Origin of the sequence: Chryseobacterium sp. ZHDP1 (assembly GCF_018603435.1) — a bacterium.
Classification (GTDB): Bacteria; Bacteroidota; Bacteroidia; order Flavobacteriales; family Weeksellaceae; genus Chryseobacterium; species Chryseobacterium indicum.
Genome location: NZ_CP075682.1, coordinates 1,032,741 through 1,051,044, shown reverse-complemented (window position 1 = coordinate 1,051,044; position 18,304 = coordinate 1,032,741). Strand labels below are relative to the sequence as shown.

At 38.1% G+C, this 18,304-nt stretch carries 16 protein-coding genes; 11 read left to right on the top strand and 5 right to left on the bottom strand.

All coding sequences use genetic code 11. From position 1 onward, the window contains the following. Positions 1-315 precede the first annotated feature (315 nt). Together KKI44_RS04700 and KKI44_RS04695 are read right to left on the bottom strand one after the other, a co-directional pair. The gene (locus KKI44_RS04700) at positions 316-1,632 is read right to left on the bottom strand and encodes an ABC1 kinase family protein (RefSeq protein ID WP_214590063.1); all 1,317 of its coding nucleotides are present in this window, start codon (positions 1,630-1,632) and stop codon (positions 316-318) included. Positions 1,633-2,146: 514 nt separating this feature from the next. Continuing rightward, positions 2,147-2,806, bottom strand: coding sequence for a TetR family transcriptional regulator C-terminal domain-containing protein (locus tag KKI44_RS04695; RefSeq protein WP_214590062.1), 660 nt, complete (start codon positions 2,804-2,806; stop codon positions 2,147-2,149). Positions 2,807-2,903: 97 nt separating this feature from the next. Between KKI44_RS04695 and ribA the strand changes: the two genes are divergently transcribed. From ribA to pgl, 5 genes are all read left to right on the top strand, one after another. Further along, the gene (ribA, locus tag KKI44_RS04690; RefSeq protein ID WP_087710699.1) at positions 2,904-3,494 is read left to right on the top strand and encodes a GTP cyclohydrolase II; all 591 of its coding nucleotides are present in this window, start codon (positions 2,904-2,906) and stop codon (positions 3,492-3,494) included. Between the two features lie 47 nt (positions 3,495-3,541). Beyond that, the gene (locus KKI44_RS04685) at positions 3,542-4,978 is read left to right on the top strand and encodes an SDR family oxidoreductase (protein WP_214590061.1); all 1,437 of its coding nucleotides are present in this window, start codon (positions 3,542-3,544) and stop codon (positions 4,976-4,978) included. Between the two features lie 224 nt (positions 4,979-5,202). Continuing rightward, complete coding sequence (gene gndA / locus KKI44_RS04680; protein ID WP_214590060.1) at positions 5,203-6,621, top strand: NADP-dependent phosphogluconate dehydrogenase; 1,419 nt, start codon at positions 5,203-5,205, stop codon at positions 6,619-6,621. 9 nt (positions 6,622-6,630) lie between these two features. Then, the gene (gene zwf, locus KKI44_RS04675) at positions 6,631-8,112 is read left to right on the top strand and encodes a glucose-6-phosphate dehydrogenase (RefSeq protein WP_214590059.1); all 1,482 of its coding nucleotides are present in this window, start codon (positions 6,631-6,633) and stop codon (positions 8,110-8,112) included. A gap of 22 nt (positions 8,113-8,134) precedes the next feature. Beyond that, positions 8,135-8,845 carry a 6-phosphogluconolactonase gene (gene pgl, locus KKI44_RS04670; RefSeq protein ID WP_214590058.1) on the top strand — a complete coding sequence of 237 codons (711 nt, stop codon included), beginning with the start codon at positions 8,135-8,137 and terminating at the stop codon, positions 8,843-8,845. Between the two features lie 336 nt (positions 8,846-9,181). Here pgl and KKI44_RS04665 read toward each other — a convergent pair whose 3' ends face one another. Further along, a complete protein-coding gene (locus KKI44_RS04665; RefSeq protein ID WP_214590057.1) occupies positions 9,182-10,717 on the bottom strand; it encodes a peroxidase, FMP-type in 1,536 nt (511 codons plus the stop codon). 245 nt (positions 10,718-10,962) lie between these two features. Between KKI44_RS04665 and KKI44_RS04660 the strand changes: the two genes are divergently transcribed. The 6 genes from KKI44_RS04660 to KKI44_RS04635 all read left to right on the top strand — a co-directional run bounded on the left by KKI44_RS04660 (position 10,963) and on the right by KKI44_RS04635 (position 16,280). Next, on the top strand, positions 10,963-11,841 hold the full coding sequence (locus KKI44_RS04660; protein WP_214590056.1) for a helix-turn-helix domain-containing protein: 879 nt from the start codon (positions 10,963-10,965) through the stop codon (positions 11,839-11,841). A 90-nt stretch (positions 11,842-11,931) separates the two neighbouring features. After that, positions 11,932-12,987, top strand: a complete 1,056-nt coding sequence (locus KKI44_RS04655; protein WP_214590055.1) for an alpha/beta hydrolase — start codon at positions 11,932-11,934, stop codon at positions 12,985-12,987. A 57-nt stretch (positions 12,988-13,044) separates the two neighbouring features. Continuing rightward, a complete protein-coding gene (locus tag KKI44_RS04650; protein ID WP_375181172.1) occupies positions 13,045-13,614 on the top strand; it encodes a sugar O-acetyltransferase in 570 nt (189 codons plus the stop codon). 12 nt (positions 13,615-13,626) lie between these two features. Further along, positions 13,627-14,097 carry a cupin domain-containing protein gene (locus KKI44_RS04645; RefSeq protein WP_250902158.1) on the top strand — a complete coding sequence of 157 codons (471 nt, stop codon included), beginning with the start codon at positions 13,627-13,629 and terminating at the stop codon, positions 14,095-14,097. 176 nt (positions 14,098-14,273) lie between these two features. Beyond that, a complete protein-coding gene (locus KKI44_RS04640; protein ID WP_076394683.1) occupies positions 14,274-14,450 on the top strand; it encodes a histone H1 in 177 nt (58 codons plus the stop codon). Between the two features lie 261 nt (positions 14,451-14,711). After that, on the top strand, positions 14,712-16,280 hold the full coding sequence (locus KKI44_RS04635) for a M20/M25/M40 family metallo-hydrolase (protein ID WP_214590053.1): 1,569 nt from the start codon (positions 14,712-14,714) through the stop codon (positions 16,278-16,280). Positions 16,281-16,452: 172 nt separating this feature from the next. Here the strand turns inward: KKI44_RS04635 and KKI44_RS04630 are convergent, their stop codons facing one another. Beyond that, positions 16,453-17,199: a hypothetical protein gene (locus tag KKI44_RS04630; RefSeq protein WP_214590052.1), complete on the bottom strand. Its 747-nt coding sequence runs from the start codon at positions 17,197-17,199 to the stop codon at positions 16,453-16,455. Positions 17,200-17,210: 11 nt separating this feature from the next. Further along, a complete protein-coding gene (locus KKI44_RS04625; protein ID WP_290266239.1) occupies positions 17,211-18,194 on the bottom strand; it encodes a bestrophin family protein in 984 nt (327 codons plus the stop codon). Positions 18,195-18,304: the final 110 nt, after the last annotated feature.

The following is an 18,304-nucleotide window of genomic DNA, read 5'->3' as shown; positions in this document are numbered from 1 at the left end:
TTTTTATATTAAACTTTAATTCAAATACAATTGTAATATTAACAGGTCGCTCCTACGGAGCTTCCTTTTTACGGCTTTCTATTTTCTATTAACAGTCAATTCCTACGGAATTTTATAATGCTCCGATAGGAGCTGACTATTAATAGCTAACATTTTTATTTTTAGAAGATGAGAGCTCCGTAGGAGCGACCTGTTAATGATCCATTTATTCCAAAAAAAATCGTTTCAAACCTTTTTTGTTCTTTGAACAATTTAAATTCATCAAAATCTTTTGTGAATTTTGGCTCCGTCGAATCTTCGATTTGTGGTTAAATATCACTTATAATAATTTTTAAAATTATTAATCGCTACATCTTTCGCTTTCAGATCGTGCATCATATTATACAGTCCGAAAAACGTACGGTTCAGGTAAATAAAATGTCGGGAACCGCGGTTGGTGTTCATTCCTTTCATATCACTTGCTTTCGCATATTTTTGTCCCAAATCGGCAATCTCCTGAAAGAATGATTCGTCTGAAAAATCGAATTTTTCCTGATTAAATGGTCTTGTAAACAATTCAAGCAATTCGTAGAATAATTTGGCAAAAAACTCCTTTTCCTGTAGCGAATCTTCTTCACGCAAAATTTCCAGCGTAAATAATTTCTCACGGAAAATCTCAGGATTTTTTAAATTTTCTTCTTTTGCCAGTTCAAAATAAGGAATATAAAAATCTTCCGGAATCTCTTTGATACAGCCAAAATCGATAACCAATAATTCCTTGTTTTCCGAAATCAGGAAATTTCCCGGGTGCGGATCGGCATGAACTTTTTTTAGGATATGCATCTGATACATATAAAAGTCCCAAAGCATCTGTCCGATTTTGTTCAAATCTTCCTGAGAATTCTGCTTTTTGGTAAATTCCGAAAAATGAATTCCGGACATCCAGTCCATTGTGATGATTTTCTCACACGAAAATTCCGGATAATAATGCGGAAAATTTACATTCGGAAGATGACTGCATTCTTCTGCAAAGTGTTGACTTCTTTTCAGTTCCAGATTATAATCTGTTTCCTCAAATAGTTTGTCTTCCACTTCCTGAAAATAAGATTCCGAACCTTCCTTTTTGATGTTGAACATTTTCATCGCAATCGGTTTTACCATTTTAAGGTCGCTCGAAATACTTTCTCTTACGCCGGGATACTGGATTTTAACCGCCAGTTTCTTGCCGTCTTTTTTTGCAGTATGAACCTGTCCGATACTCGCGGCATTAACCGATTCGGCGGAAAATTCATCAAAAATATCTTCAGGATTTTTCCCGAAATATTTTCTGAATGTTTTCTTCACCAAAGCACCCGACAATGGCGGAACCGAAAACTGTGAAAGCGAAAATTTCTCCACATATTCCACCGGAAGAATGTTTTTTTCCATACTCAGCATTTGGGCAACTTTCAGCGCGGAACCTTTTAATTCTTTTAGTGAGTCGTAGATGTCTGTTGCATTATCCTCATTCAGGATTTTGCGGGCTTCATCTTCATCTTTCGTGATTTTATTTCCGTAATATTTCAGGTAATTGACACCGACTTTTGCTCCTGCTTTAAGCAGGCTGCTTGTCCGTTCTAATTTTCCTGTAGGAATTTTATCTAATGTTTTCATTTTTAAATTTTGTTTGTCAAATGTTTTTAACGCAATGTCGCAATGATTTTTTTAATTGCTAACTGTTTTAAGTTCGCAACGGTGCTTCGACAAGCTCAGCATAACTATTCATTTCTTAAGCTCCTTTAGGAGCTTTATCTGTGTAGAAAAAGGATATATTTCCCATTTTGGAGCACTCCGTAGGAGTGCTATTTTTAATTCATCTTTGAATTTTCAGATTGAACTCCTACGGAGTTCTCTTCAACACAATTATTCGTAATTTCTACACAGATTCCGCACCTACGGAGCGTAACATCCTTCTATCTATTTTCTTTCATTTTTCGCAGCCGAAGTGCTTCATTTTTTTATTTTTAATTCTTGAGTCGGTAAATCTCGCAGCCCGACCTGAACGTAGCTCTTTTTGTAAATTAATGGCTGAGGAATCAAAGTCATTGGTTTGCAAAAAAGCGGGAGTGGAGGGCGGAAATAGCTGCCCAAATAAAAAATAGCTTTATTTGAAGCCAAAAGCCATTCATCAACTCATTTTAAACTTTTCCTTCCAAAGAAACTTTCCAAGGTCGAAAACTTTTCTTAACGGTTCATTATCCATTAATTCAAAACCGGTGTCAATGGTTTTTTCGATGAAAATATCGGTTTTTTCAAAATCGGGAGAAGTGTCTTTTTTCCAGAAATCAATGGCGGAAATCAAATGGAGCCAAAGTGCTTCCTGTCTTGATTTTTCGTTGAATTTTCGGATGTCTTCCTTCGCTTTTTCAATCATTTCCCATTCGTTGAAGTTGAGCGTATTGACAAATTGTTTGTGGGTTTCCCTAAGATTCTGAAGGGTTTTAATGTTCTGGATTTTATTGCTTCCTAAAATAGATAAAACTAAAGAACGGTTCATCGTCATATTTTCAAAGAAAATATAATATACATTCAGGAGTTTTTCTTTGGTTGTCACTTCGCTCGAAGAATTCACTTCCGAAGCGAGTTCCAGAGATTTCGTGAAAAGATGATTCAATATTTCTTTTTCAATCTGCTCGAATCCTGAGAAATAATGATAAAACTCTTTCTCCTCAAAATTATTTTCTTTCGCAAAAAGGTAAACGTTTTTCGGTTTTTCTCCGTGATTCAAAAGATAATCTCCGTATAATTCAAATATTTTTTCCTGCGTGATATTGGCTTGTTCTTGCATAATAGAATTTATTTATTGACAAATTTAGTAAATAAATTTACATTTAATTAAAATAAAGTATAAATTTGTACTATATAGACCATTTAATTTTTGAATTATGTTGACAATACAGGCACAATCGAATATACCTACAGATTTTGGAATGTTTACTGTTTATGCGTTCTCAGAACACGAAGAAGACTGGAATCCGCACTTGGTTTGGGTGGCAGAAAATACAGATTTCAGCAAAACGGTGAATGTCCGTTTTCACTCGGAATGCATCACAGGTGAGATTTTTCATTCTAAAAAATGTGAATGCGGACAGCAATTAGACGCTGCAATGAAATATATGTCGGAAAACGGAGGAATGATTATTTATCTTCGACAGGAAGGTCGTAATATCGGAATCATCAATAAGTTAAGAGCATATGCGCTTCAGGAAAAAGGTTTTGATACGGTGGAAGCCAATTTAAAGCTGGGTTTGCCCGCAGACGGAAGAAATTTTGATGTGGCAGTTGAAATGCTTAAGATTCTGAATGTGAAAGAAATTAATCTGCTGACGAACAATCCGGATAAGCTTAAATCTCTGGAAAACAGTGGAATTATTCTGAATCATAGAGTTCCTTTGGAAATAGAATCTAACGAGGTTAACGAAAGTTATCTTTCAAAAAAGAAAGATTATTTTGGACATCTCTTAGAAAAGGTATAATTTTCTCATTACGCTGAAAATAATTTCCATTCACCAAAACCAATCTTATGAAAAAAATTCTGCTAACCGGAGCCACCGGATACATCGGGAAACGAATGATTAACGTAATCGCTGCACAAGGTTATCAGGTAATCTGCTGCTGCAGAGATAAAAACCGTTTTTCCAAAAGTGTGGACATAGACGACGCTCAGATTGAAGTGGTGGAAGTGGATTTTCTGAAATCTGAAACATTGGAAAATATTCCAAAGGATATTTCCGGAGCGTATTACCTTATGCATTCGATGAGTAACAGCAACGATTATGCAGAAATTGAAAGACAATGCGCCGTTAATTTTTCAAATTATATTGAAAAAACTGATTGCAAACACATCATTTATCTTTCGGGTCTGGCAAATGAAAAAGAATTATCACAACATTTAAGTTCAAGATTTGAAGTTGAAAAAATCCTGATGAAATGTAAAGTTCCGGCAACCGTTTTAAGAGCGGGAATTATCATTGGTTCAGGAAGTGCATCTTTCGAAATCATCAGAGATCTGGTGGAAAAATTACCGGTGATGGTGGCTCCGAAATGGCTCCACACAAAATGTCAGCCGATAGGAATTGCCAATGTTCTGGATTTTCTAATCTTTACTTTATTTAAAGAACAGGCGTATCACAGAAATTTTGACATTGGCTGTGATAATGTTTTGACCTACAAAGAAATGCTTTTGGAGTTTGCTAAAATCAGAGGACTGAAAAGAAAGATTTTTACCGTTCCTGTAATGACTCCGAAATTGTCTTCATACTGGCTCTATTTTATTACTTCAACATCTTATAATTTAGCTTCTGCATTGGTCGGAAGCATGAAGATTGAAGTCATCTGCAGACCGGAAAGCCTTGCGGAAATTAAACATATTACCGGAGTTCAGCCTTTTTCTTATGATACGGCTTTAAGAAGAACGCTGGCTAAAATTCAGGACAACGAAATTGCCTCAAGCTGGAAGGACAGTTTTATCAGCAGCAGAAGCGATTCCACCCTGAAAGATTATCTCGATGTACCAAAGTACGGCTGCTTTGTAGATTTAAGAACTGAAGAATATGATGACCGTGAAAAATGTCTCTACAGAGTTTTTTCTTTGGGTGGCGCAAACGGATGGTACGGTCAAAGTCTCTGGAAGATCCGTGGTTTTATGGATTTATTGGTTGGCGGACCGGGATTGAGACGCGGCAGAACGCATCCCGATAAACTTCATGAAGGCGATGCACTGGATTTCTGGCGTGTTCTATATGCCAACAAAGAAGAAGGAAAACTCATTCTCTTCGCTGAAATGAAGCTTCCCGGAGAAGCGTGGTTAATGTTTAAAGTCTACAAGGGTAAACTTTGGCAAAAAGCGGTTTTTCGACCTCATGGATTAACCGGAAGATTATATTGGTATTCTGTTTTGCCGTTTCACGGGATTATTTTTAAAGGAATGGTGAGAAGACTGGCAGGAAAAATTTCTTGATTTCAAATATATCCGATTATTTTTTGAGAATTGGCAACGCAGATATGTGTTGCCGGTTTTTTATCGAACAGGATAAACAATTGAGGATGATATTTTTAAGCAAGTTTTAAAATTCACCTTAAACATCAGATAGAAAATTTTTATGAATCATATTTCGGTATCACTTTCATAATGCTTAATTTTAAAGCTTTAAACGTTTAAACATTCACTAATACATCATCATAATGGAAAAATACAGTTATGGTATGATCGGACTGGGAGTTATGGGGAGAAATCTCCTGTACAACATCGCCGATCACGGATTTTCTATTGCAGGATTTGATCTTGATCATGAAAAAATAAAAGATTTGGAAGAACAGAAAACTTCCGGTATGAATATCAAAGGAATACCTTCTCTGGAAGATTTTGTATCGCAGCTGGAAACACCGCGAAAAATTATTCTGATGGTTCCTGCCGGAAAACCGGTAGATGCGGTATTAGAAAATCTTAAACCGATTCTAAGTGAAGGAGATATCGTAATAGATGCCGGAAATTCTTATTTCAAAGATACCGACCGACGTGTGGCAGATCTGGCTTCCAAAAAACTTCATTTTATGGGAATGGGAGTTTCGGGAGGTGAAAAAGGAGCGAGAACGGGACCAAGTATTATGCCGGGCGGAGATCAGGAAGCTTTTGGACTTTTACAGCCGATGCTCGAAGCCATTGCAGCCAAAGTAGATGGCGATGCGTGTACAGCCTATATGGGAAAAGGTTCTGCCGGAAATTATGTAAAAATGGTTCACAACGGGATTGAATATGCCATTATGCAGCTCATCAGCGAAGCGTATGATTTACTGAGAAAAGGAGCAAAGCTTACAAATGATGAGCTTTATGAAGTGTTTAAAGAATGGAATAACGGAGAGATGAATTCTTTCCTGATCGAAATTACAAGAGACATTTTCCAGCAGAAAGATTCTTTAACCGATGGTTATCTTGTTGATCAGATTTTAGATAAAGCAGGTGCTAAAGGAACCGGAAAATGGACTTCCGAACAGGCAATGGAAATCGGCGTTTCAATTCCGACGATTGATATTGCAGTAACTTCCAGAATTTTATCAGCTTATAAAGACGAAAGAATAAAAGCTTCTCAACTGTATTCTCACAGTGAAGTTGTAACTCCAGAGAACAAAGAAATTTTCATTAAAGAAGTGGGAGAGGCTCTGTATTTGTCTACACTAATCAGCTATGCACAAGGTCTGGCTTTACTCGTAAAGGCTTCTGAAGAATATCAGTTTGAAATTCCTCTGAAAGATGTGGTAAAAATCTGGAGAGGAGGATGCATTATCCGTTCGGTTTTACTGGAGAAATTCTACACTGCTTATACAAAAAATCCTCAGCTTTCTAATATTCTGCTTGATGAAAATATCGCAGCTATCGTTAAAGAAAAGGTTTCTTCATTGAGAAAAACAGCAGCTTTTGCAGTTTCAAACGGTATTTCAAGCTTAGGACTTCAGACGGCTTTAGGATATTTTGATGCCTATACTACAGAATCTCTTCCGGTGAACCTGATTCAGGCGCAGAGGGATTATTTCGGAGCGCACACTTACCAGAGAACCGACAGAGAGGGAGTTTTTCATACCAACTGGGAAAGTTTTAATCATTAAAATTAAGAAATGAGCGAAAATAAAGTTTTGCAGCCAACAACAATTATCATTTTTGGCGCAACAGGAGATTTAGCAAAAAGAAAACTTTTTCCTGCTTTTTACAATCTTTATATTGATGGAAGAATGCCGAAAGGCTTCAATATCATTGCTTTGGGAAGAGCAGATAATTCTGACGAATATTTCAAAAATTACATCAGAGAAAACCTGAACAGCTTTTCCAGAAAAAAAGTAACTTCAGAAGACTGGGCGGGATTTCAGGCACATATCACCTATTTTCAGCATCAGCTTGATGAAGAAAATTCCTATAAAAATCTTAATCAGAAGCTGGAAAGTTTTGATAAAGTCTACGGAACAAGAGGAAACAGACTTTTTTACCTTTCAATAGGTCCTAATTTTGTCGCTACTATTTCCAATCATATCAAAAATGCATCGCTGGCTTCAGATCCTAAAAAAGACCGTATTATTATCGAAAAACCTTTCGGACACGATAAACAGTCTGCGATTGAACTGAACAGCCTTTTGGCAGATGCTTTTGAAGAAGAGCAGATCTACAGAATCGATCATTATCTTGGAAAAGAAACTGTACAGAATATTCTTGCCTTCAGATTCGGAAATGCTATTTTTGAACCTTTATGGGATCGTAAACATATTGAATCTGTACAGATTACGGTAGCGGAGGAAGTAGGAGTGGAAACCAGAGGAAGCTTCTACGAGCAGACCGGTGCGCTCAGAGATATGGTTCAGAATCATCTTTTGCAGATTCTCTGTATGGTGGCAATGGAACCGCCTGCTTCACTGGAATCCGGAGAGATCAGGGATCGTAAAGTAGATGTCTTAAAATCTATCCGAAGAATTCCTGCGGAAAAAGTAGACCATTATGCCGTGAGAGGACAGTACGGAAAAGGAACGGTAAATGGCGAAAAAGCAAAAGGTTACAGACAGGAAGAAGGAATTGCACCGGATTCTAACACAGAAACTTTTGCCGCCGTAAAATTTTATCTGGATAACGAAAGATGGCAGGATGTTCCTTTCTACGTAAGGACAGGGAAAAAGATGAAAGAAAAACATTCTTACATCACCATTCAGTTTAAGCCGCTTCCGCATTCTACGTTTTCAGAAAGTTTACAGCATTTGTCTGCCAATAGACTGATTATCAATATTCAGCCTTTAATGGATATCAGACTGCAGTTTATGGCAAAAAAGCCGGGACTTTCTCTGGTTTTAAAACCTGTGGAAATGATTTTTGATAATTTTGCCTGTCAGGAAGACACTCCGGAAGCGTACGAAACCTTATTGCTGGATGCTCTTTTAGGAGATTTAACACTCTTTATGCGTTCCGATCAGGTAGAAGAAGCATGGGATGTGGTGAAAACCATTCAGGAAGCGTGGGCAAATGAAAAAGATACTTCTTTCCCGAATTATGAAGCCGGAAGCTGGGGTCCGGAAGAAAGTACGGCTCTGGTAGAAAGACAGGGGCATCACTGGGTTTAAAATTTAATAAAGAAAAGTAAAAATGAAGATTACCGTATTTAACGATTTAGATACATTATATAAAAAATCCGCAGATCGATTTGTAGATTTGGCTGAAAAGTCCATTAAAAATCACGGTCGTTTTGTAGTGGCACTAAGCGGAGGTTCTTCTCCGAAAGCTATCTTTAAACTTTTGGCTTCCGAGGAATATGCAGATAAAATAGAGTGGAGCAAAGTCTTTTTTTTCTGGGTAGACGAAAGATGGGTTCCGCTGAATGACGAGAAAAGCAATGCTAAAATGACATTCGATACCCTTCTCGATCATGTTTCCGTAACTAAAGATCACATTTTCCCGATGTATAAAGACGGAGTTTCTGCAGAAGAATTTGCTGCGGAATATGAAAATCAGATCAGAAATGTTCTGGGAAATGACGGACGTTTTGATTTTATTCTGTTGGGAATGGGAGACGACGGACATACAGCATCACTGTTTCCGGGAGAAAAAGTGCTTTGGGAAAAAGAAAAGTGGGTGGATGCGTATTACCTGAAACCTCAGGAAATGTTCAGAATCACTCTTACAGCTCCCGTCATCAACAACGCAGAAAATATTCTGATTGTTACCTTTGGAGAAAACAAAAAACACGCTCTGAATGAAGTTTTGAACGGAGTTTATAATCCGGAACAATATCCGATGCAGCTTATTGAAAAAAGAGATTGTGTAGAACTTTTCACAGACGAAAAAGCAAAAGGGTAATCATTAAGTTTAAACTTGTTTAAGCTCTTTATTTGAACCACAAAAAAGGACAAAAGATTGAGCTGCTGTAGTTAAAGTTAATAAAGATTTTTAAAGTTTTTTAAAACAAAAATATTCTTGTTGGAAAATGCAAAGACGCAAGATTTCTATTAGTCTCAAATCTTTAAGGCGCAAGAAAATCAAAGATTTTCAATAAAGAATTGATGTTTAATTTTATCGTAGATAAAATCTTTTCTGGTTAAATTAATAATTGTTTAAATAGGTATCGCATATATTAAGCAGCGACGGCACTTGTGCCGTCGCTGCTTTCTTTAAAACCATAGTATAAATATTTACTTACCCTTTATGATACGGACAGCCTGATGTCACAGCCGGAGCATTTAAGGATATATTTTGCGAAGCTTTTGTTCCTTCAAAAAACTGCTCTTCTATAATTTTTCTCTGATCTTCAGGAATATCCTCCAGTTTTCGCAGCGTGTTCACCTGAATATGCGGCCAGCTTGTCGTTCCGCCGTCATCTCCGAAATGGAATTCAAAAAGAATAATCTGCTCATACTGAAGCTGAAGAATCTCTCTTCCGTTTTCTACCACGGTTTCAATCCACATTCTGAAATTTACCTCTACGGTTGGAACAAAACGGTTTACGAAAGGAACATTTAAGATCCCGCCTTGTGCGCCGGTCTTATTTTTGGAAGACATCTGAAGAAAAACATAATTCTTAACTTCCTGTCCGCTGAGTGTATCTCTCAGTCTCAGATCCGGTCTTACGGAATAAGGATAAAGATCGTGTGCAAGAATTCTCTGCGTGTAAATTTTATTTTCTCCCGGATCATTTTGGTCATTCAGCGTTTCGTGAACCCACGCCGGAGCGGGCTCATCCAGATTGATAGGATGGGTTTCACTCGCTCCTGCTCCTCCCATCGTTGGCGAAACAGAAAGGAAATCATAATTCCATGCCTTATCGCCTTCCGGAAACTGCGGAGCTCCCTGTATAAGATAATTGGATTGGGAAGGCACGATATCGCCCAGTAAAGTAATCGTGCTTCCGTGAGGAATCACTCCGCTTCGCGAAATAGAATAATCGGGAATAAAATACGGTCCGCGATTACCGGCTCCCGGTTTCAGTTCTTTTGCCGGAATGATCTCATAATATTCCTGATCTTCCTTCAGTTCGCTCATCAGAATATACTGAGGATTTCCGTTTTCATCTTTTACCTGCACCAAAGGTTCGTTTCTGTATTCGCCTTTGTACCCGTAGTTTTTGTAATCTTCCTCATCAAAAGCATGAATTCCGCGGTCTCTTTCTATAGATTCTTTTGTGGCTGCGTGATTGTAGACATCACTCAGCCAGAGATACATCCCGTTTTCTTCATGAATAGGCGTGTACAGCAAATCCGGATTATCTTTTTGGGTATTCACACTTTTAATGCTCTGCTCATACTTTACAGCACCGCAGAACAGCTCATTTGCACCGCCCCGGTTACGCACACCTCCCGGAACAAGAGAAAAAACCAGTTTTTCAATGTATTCTTCACATTCGAAGCTGAATTTTCCCGGAATTGTTCCCGAATTGGTTCCCGGCGAAGGCATAATCGTGGTATGAACGCCGCTTCCGTTCATTATTCTGTCGATATTTTTATTGTAATCGGCGTTGTAGCTCACCCAGGTTCCTTCCAGTGCTTTTAAAATTCCGTAATCCACATTATCTGCAATCTGGTTCAGGTCTTTTTCTCTGAAAGGAATCAGCGGATCATCAATCGTAAGTTTAGAATAGCCTTTCATAAGATTCTCCAGAAATCCCTGAGAACTGTCTGCTGTAGTTCTTAGAAACAGGCTTTCCTGCTCAATACTTTCTTTTTGTCTTTTCAGCATGGTAATTTCGTTTTTATAATGGTTAGTATTTCTGATTCTGAAAATTATTCAAACTTCAAAATAGAGGTCTGAATCTTTTCGGAATCGTCAGTTTTATGCATCCAAAATTAATGAGTTTAAGAAACAAAAAACTCAGTAGTTTTACTTAATTGTGCAGGGTGAACAGAATATTCCGTACTTTAAAAATTCAACGATAAATTGTAAATACATATTTTTCATTTGTTTGAATTTCTTAACTTTGAAGCATGAAAGACAAAGTAAAAAGAACCGTTTCGGATTTTAACAGTGAACTGAAATTAAAAGGATTCCGTGCTTTTCAGATAGAGCAGGATACCAATGAAACCCGTACTTACAGCCGTAAAGAATTCTACAAAATTTGTCTTACTACCGGTAAAAGCAAAATTCATTATTCAGATAAAACCTTTGAGCAGGAAGGAACCATACTGTTTTTCGGAAACCCGCATATTCCGTATTCCTGGGAAACTATTTCTTCAACTTATGCAGGCTATACCATTCTTTTTTCTGAAGAGTTTTTTAAAAATTCCGAACGTTCAGAAAGTCTTCAACAGTCTTCATTTTTTAAGATCGGAGGAACTCCTGTTCTGAAAATCACCGAAGAACAGAGAGATTTTCTCAACACCCTGTTTCAAAAAATGATTGCCGAGCAGGAAAGCGATTACCTTTATAAAGATGAGCTGATCCGAAATTACATCAGTCTTATTATCCATGAATCTTTAAAGCTTGAGCCTGCTGAAAATATAGATCATAATCAAAATGCGGCATTCAGATTAACTTCCGTCTTTTTAGAATTGCTGGAAAGACAATTCCCGATTGAAACAACAGATCATCCGCTGCAGTTGAAATCTGCTCAGGAATTTGCGAAAAGCCTTAATGTTCACGTTAACTATCTTAACCGTTCTGTAAAGGAAATCACCGGGAAATCCACCACATCGCATATCACCGAAAGAATTCTTACCGAAGCGAAAGCTCTTTTGCAGCACACCGACTGGAATATTTCTGAAATTGCCTTTGCATTGAGGTTTGATTATCCTACTTATTTCAACAATTTTTTTAAAAAACAGACCGGAACCAATCCGAAAGCTTTCAGATCTGCTGAAGTTTGATTTTCTTAATTTTTGGTTTGATTATCATTACCTGCTGCACTGCTGCGGTTTCTAATTTTGTACCATCAATTTTTAATTTAAAATGCGGATATGAAAATAGTAACAACTGCGGTGGTTTTGTCCTGTATGCTCATCGGGCAGACCTTTGCACAAAAGAATCAAACCAATCAGAAAAAAATGAATGCAACGGAACAAAAAGAACATTACACGTTCACCCTGAGCGATAAAGTGGTAAGAAAGAAAGTCAGCTTTAAAAACCGTTACGGAATTGTACTTTCAGGAGATTATTATCTTCCTAAAAATAAAGAAAATGAAAAGCTTCCTGCTTTGGCGATCAGCGGACCTTTCGGAGCAGTGAAAGAACAGTCTTCGGGCTTATACGCGAATCAGATGGCAGAAAAAGGGTTTGCGGTAATTGCATTTGATCCTTCTTATACCGGCGAAAGCGGAGGAGAACCGAGAAACATTGCTTCTTCGGACATCAATACGGAAGATTTCAGCGCGGCAGTAGATTTTCTGGGTTTACAGAAGAATGTTGACCGGGATAAAATCGGGATCATCGGAATCTGCGGTTTCGGAGGATTTGTACTGAATGCAACTGCCATAGACAAAAGGGTAAAAGCGGTTGCCACAACAAGTATGTATGATATGCCCCGCGTTTCTTCAAAAGGATATTACGATAAAATGACTCAGGAAGAGCGGGATAAAATTTTAAAAGAAATGAGCCTGCAGCGATGGAAAGATGCTGAAAAAGGCAGTCCTGAATATGGAAACAGCCCTAACCCAAATGTTCTGAAAGGTGATGAACCACAGTTTGTAAAAGATTATTTTGATTATTATAAAACGCCGAGAGGATTTCACGAACGCTCTGTAAATTCAAATCAGGCATGGACGAAAACAAATGGTTTTTCTCTGATGAATATCCCGATTTTAGCCTATGTGAAGGAAATTTCTCCAAGACCGCTTCTTTTGATTGCCGGAGAAAATGCCCACTCCAGATATTTTTCTGAAGATGTTTATAAAATGGCTGCAGAACCTAAGGAATTAATGATTATTCCTAATGCAGTTCATGTTGATCTGTACGATAAAACGGACATTATCCCTTTTGATAAACTCGAAAGTTTTTTCAGAACATATTTGAAATAATTGAACGATCCGCCGATGAAAAGGCGGATCTTATGTTTACCCCTAAAAATATCAGATTTGAATAGTAAAGAAAGTATCTTCAGCAGATTACAGAATGGCGGGACGGTTTTGCCGGATGATCCTGAAATCCATCATTTGAGAGAAGCATTTTATGAAATCAAAAATAAGCTCAATCAGTTGAATAATTCTTCCGATCCGGATAAGATTTCAGAATTGTTAAGTGAGATTACAGAACAGAAACTTGAAAATGTAACGGTTTTCACGCCGGTTTACATCAATTATGGAAAAGGGATTACCATCGGTAAAAATGTGTTCATCAATTTCGATTGTACTTTTCTGTCTTTGGGAGGAATCACAATAGAAGATGATGTTCTGATCGGCCCGAAAGTCAGTCTGATCACGGAAAATCATCCTTTAGAACCTCAACACAGAAAAGGTCTTACTGGGAAATCTATCGTTATTAAAAAGAATGCGTGGATCGGAGCTAACGTAACGATTCTGCCCGGCGTTACCGTTGGAGAAAATTCCGTAGTTGCAGCAGGAGCAGTCGTTTCCAAAGATGTTCCGGAAAATACAATTGTAGGAGGAATTCCGGCAAAAATTATTAAAACGATTGATTCCGTTTAAGTTTTAACTACCATGAAAAAAGCAGTATTTATCATTCTGGCTCTTATATTGTCAGGATGTCAATATCATAAAAAAGAAACAATGACTACAGCAGATCTATTTAAAAAAGGAGAGCCGCTTCCGGCAGAATGGTTTACCGGAAAAGCATTTCTTACTCCCTTGGTTTCAAAAGATAAAAACAATAATTTTTCGGCAGGAAGTGTTGCTTTCGAGCCTGAAGCCAGAACAAACTGGCATACGCATCCTAAAGGACAGGTTTTACTGGTTATTGACGGAGAAGGTCTTTATCAGGAAAAAGGAAAACCCGCTCAGGTTATTAAGAAAGGAGACGTAATTAATATTCCTGAAAATACAGAACACTGGCACGGAGCGTCTTCCAAAACTTCCATGACGCATATTGCGATCACCAATTATGAAGGTGATGAGCAGGTTACGTGGCTGAAAGCGGTGACAGATGAAGAATATTCAGGCGACATTCAGTAGGAATTTTTAAATGCAGCAGAATTGTTTTTCGATTCCTCCGGATCGGCTTGTTTTACGGCAATCTGAAGCATTTTGCCGGAAAATTGAAATTATTTGTGAATTCTTGGAAATTTTTTCTTCACTATTAGGCTGGAATCACCATAAAAGCTATATTTGCAGCCTAAATTTTAAAAATAATGAAAGAACTAATTGAAAAAATCAACGCAGAATTTGAAGCTTTCACAACTGAAGCAAACCAACAAGCAGAAAAAGGAAACAAAGCAGCTGGAACAAGAGCTCGTAAAGCAGCTTTGGAACTAAGCAAGCTTTTCAAGGAATTCAGAAAAGTTTCTGTTGAAGAATCAAAAAAATAGTTGTTCCCAAAACCGGCTTTTCAGTCGGTTTTTTTATTTGAATTTTTACAAAGAAATTTAGTTTTTTAAATCATCACTCTTATGTAGTCTTAACTTGTGGATTGTGAACTGTAAATCAAAAGCGAATCTCATTCACCCTTGACTTTTTCACCATTCACCATTCGCAGCTACCATTAATAGCTGCCATTCACCATCAGCAAATCCTTTCCGCGTTTTCCCATTTCCGCGAATCTCTTTATCTTTAGGGCTACAATGATTAATATGAAGATAAACAGATTTCTTGCATTGCCTGTTATGATGGCGATGACGCAATTTTCTCTGGCTCAGAATGCCGTTTCTCAGGAAAAACTTAATCCCGTAGTTCAGAATTTCGTGAACGAGGTAAACAATAATTCCCAGCTTGAAACGATGGCGTATGAACTTTTGGACGGAATCGGTCCTCGACTGATCGGAACTCCGGAAATGCTTGCCGCCAATGAATGGACAGCAAATAAACTGAAATCATGGGATATCGAAGCCAATCTGCAGCAATTCGGAACATGGAAAGGATGGCAAAGAGGAATTACTCATGTGGACATGACGTTTCCGCGCATGAAAAGTTTATCGGCAACCCAGTTAGCATGGAGTCCGGCAACGAAAAAAGCGGTGGAAGCAGAAGTTGTTATTCTCCCAAAAGTCTCTTCCAAAGCTGAATTTGATGAGTGGATGTCTTCCGTGAAGGGAAAAGTTGTTTTGATGGCACAATACCAGAAAATCGGTCGTTCAGACGATCAGATCAAAGAATTTGCTACACCTGAACTGTATGAGAAACTCAAAAAAGAAAAAGAGCAGGCTTCAAAAGAGTATCAGAATTATATAAAAAGCATCGGCTATAACAATGAAACGCTTCCCGAAGCTCTGGAAAAAGCAGGAGCGGCAGGAATTGCGATTTCCAACTGGACAGGAATTATGGGAGCCAACAGAATTTTTGAGGCAAAAACGAAGAACATTCCCATGTTCGATATTGAGCTTGAAGATTATGGAATGTTGTACAGAATGGCGGAAAACGGCGCAAAACCCAAGATCAGGATCGAGGTGAAATCAAAAATCCTTCCTGAAGCCAAATCGTTCAACACCATCGGAATGATTAAAGGAAAAGAAAAACCTGATGAATACGTTATTCTTTCTGCGCATCTGGATTCGTGGGACGGCGCGCAAGGCGCTACAGACAACGGAACGGGAGTTTTAACCATGTTGGAAGCGATGAGAATTCTTAAGAAATATTATCCTGATAACAAAAGGACGATTATTGTAGGACTTTGGGGAAGTGAAGAGCAGGGACTGAACGGATCGAGAAGTTTTGTAGCGGATCATCCGGAGATTGTAAAGGGAGTTCAGGCGGTTTTCAATCAGGACAACGGGACGGGTAGAGTAGTAAACATCGGCGGACAGGGTTTTGTACATGCTTACAATTATCTTGGAAAATGGCTAAACGCGGTTCCTAAAAATATTAAAAGCCAGATTAAAACGGATTTTCCGGGAACTCCGGGTGGAGGAGGTTCCGATCATGCTTCTTTCGTGGCAGCGGGAGTTCCGTCGTTCGGACTGGGTTCTTTAAACTGGGGTTATTTTGGCTACACGTGGCATACAACAAAAGATACCTACGACAAAATTATTTTTGATGAGGTGAAAAGCAATGTGATTCTAACGGCAACTTTAGCGTACATGGCTTCAGAAGATCCCGAATTTTCGAACCGGGAAAAAAGAGCAATGCCTTTGGATGATAAAGGGCAGGTTACCCAATGGCCGGAAGTGAGAAAAGCGGTAAGGAATTCTAAGGATTACAAATAGTTTAAGAATTCTAAAGTGGCAATAGAAGCGGGGCTGAAGTAAAGCTTCAGCCCCGCTTCGGGTAAAATACCTTCTTGAATACTGTTGTCTTTTCAGTTCTATTGTATTTCAATTGAAAAAGATGTTCAGATTTTGACCGGAAGTTTCTGTTTTACTGTAAATCTTTCTGTTTTCATGACGTCAGATAATCAATTTTGCTTTGTCTTGTTTTTGTACTCAGGTCTATTACATCAAAACGTCTGACCTCTGTAAAAGAACCCATATCACTGTCGCTGTTAATCAGGATTGCTCCAACAAGAATCACGTATTTACAGCTATAATTTGTTTTGTCTACCAATTCATTAATGCGTTGGTCAATGGCTTCGTAAATTACTTCCGTTGCTTCAAACAAAGGCGTTTCAGCTTGGAGAACCCTTTCTTTTTTATTGAAAAGAATTTGTTCAATTGTATTCATCTGATAATCCAGCTCGGTGATGTTGCCTGCGATAATCTGGTCATTAATAAGCTTTCCTAATGCTCCCTTTGCAGCCCCGCAACAGCCGCTGTTTTTGCTTTGCCCCAAACGGTGGATTTCCCCAATTGTTCCGTCTTTGGTGATGCCAATGTGCGGACCATAATAGATAAAAACAGCTCCATCATCCGGAACATGACTTGCAAAAGCGCCCATCCCTGTAAGTCCTGTAAACGGAAATCCGTCTAAACCACCCATTTTAAAAGGGCCTAAAAATTCCTGCGTTCTTGCGGGATATTGGATGCTGTTTACATCATCACTGCAAATGCTGTCGGCAAGCATTACCTGTCTTGGTTCTAAATCCAGATCGTATTCAACAAAATCAATGATTTTGTTGACGTTGTCGATGGTAGTCATTGCTTTGGGATACCATTTGTGAATGATGTTTAATTTTTCTCTTTTCTTCATTTTAATTGTTTTTAAAGTATAATATTATTTTTTGGCTGTAAGGCAGGCGGCAAATCTGTCTCCCCCAGCATTTCTCTCATATCAATCTCTATTGTTCTGCTCATTTGCGAGATCGGAACATCATTTGCGCTTCCTTCAAATGGATTTTCTGTACTTTCGCCCACCTGCTCCAATGAAGTATATACCCAGGAAATTAAAGCGCTGAACGGAATAACCAGCCAGACCATATTTCCTTTCATAATACCTTCCATACTTTCATTCAGCTTATCAAATTCTTTAAGCATACCGAAGGGCAGAAGAACGCAGAATAACTTGATGAAAAATGAATTGATGGTTGCAAACTGCCTTGGATACGGGAAGTTTTTTATTCGTTCGCTTCTGCCTTGCTGGTTGTAAAAATCCGCTATCATTTTTTGCATTTCTACAAATTGGTAGCTGTCAATTTCCTTATTGAGAAAGAGCTCTTTCAATGTTTTGGACTGCAGGCTCATAAGCTGTGTTGCTTTATTTTTTGTGCTTAAAATATATTTTAATTCATCTTCCGAAATATATTTTAACAATTCTGTTTCCAAAGCTGTTTCTTTCTCGGGGATGCTGTAAAACTCTTTGTATTCTTCGTTATGTGCTTTACTGACGGTTTCCCATTCCCTACTATCTCTCATTGCGTAACGCAAAGCTGTAAGCCATGCAAAATGACGGTAGACCAACTCTTTTGTTTTGTCGGGATTGTTTAAAAAATCTCTGCTCATCGTCCCAAAAGCACGGCTGCTGTTGATAATTCCTCCCCAGATTTGTCTGGCTTCCCAGGTTCGGTTATAGGTCTGTGTATTTTTAAAACCGACAATAAAAGCTGTTGCAGTTCCCAAAAGAGCTACTACAGTCCATGGAATTACCAGCCATTTCAAACCTGCTATCTGAAATAAAACAACAGGTATAATGCTGATAATTAATGTTATGTAAATATTTCTTCTCGTCCAAATGAGAAATTCTGACAATTTGTATGATTTACCGCTGTGCATTTTTTTAAGTATAAATGATTAATTGTTAATTATTAATGTTCACTTTAGTTGTTTTGATGATGCTTTTTATCAATTTAAAGATTTCA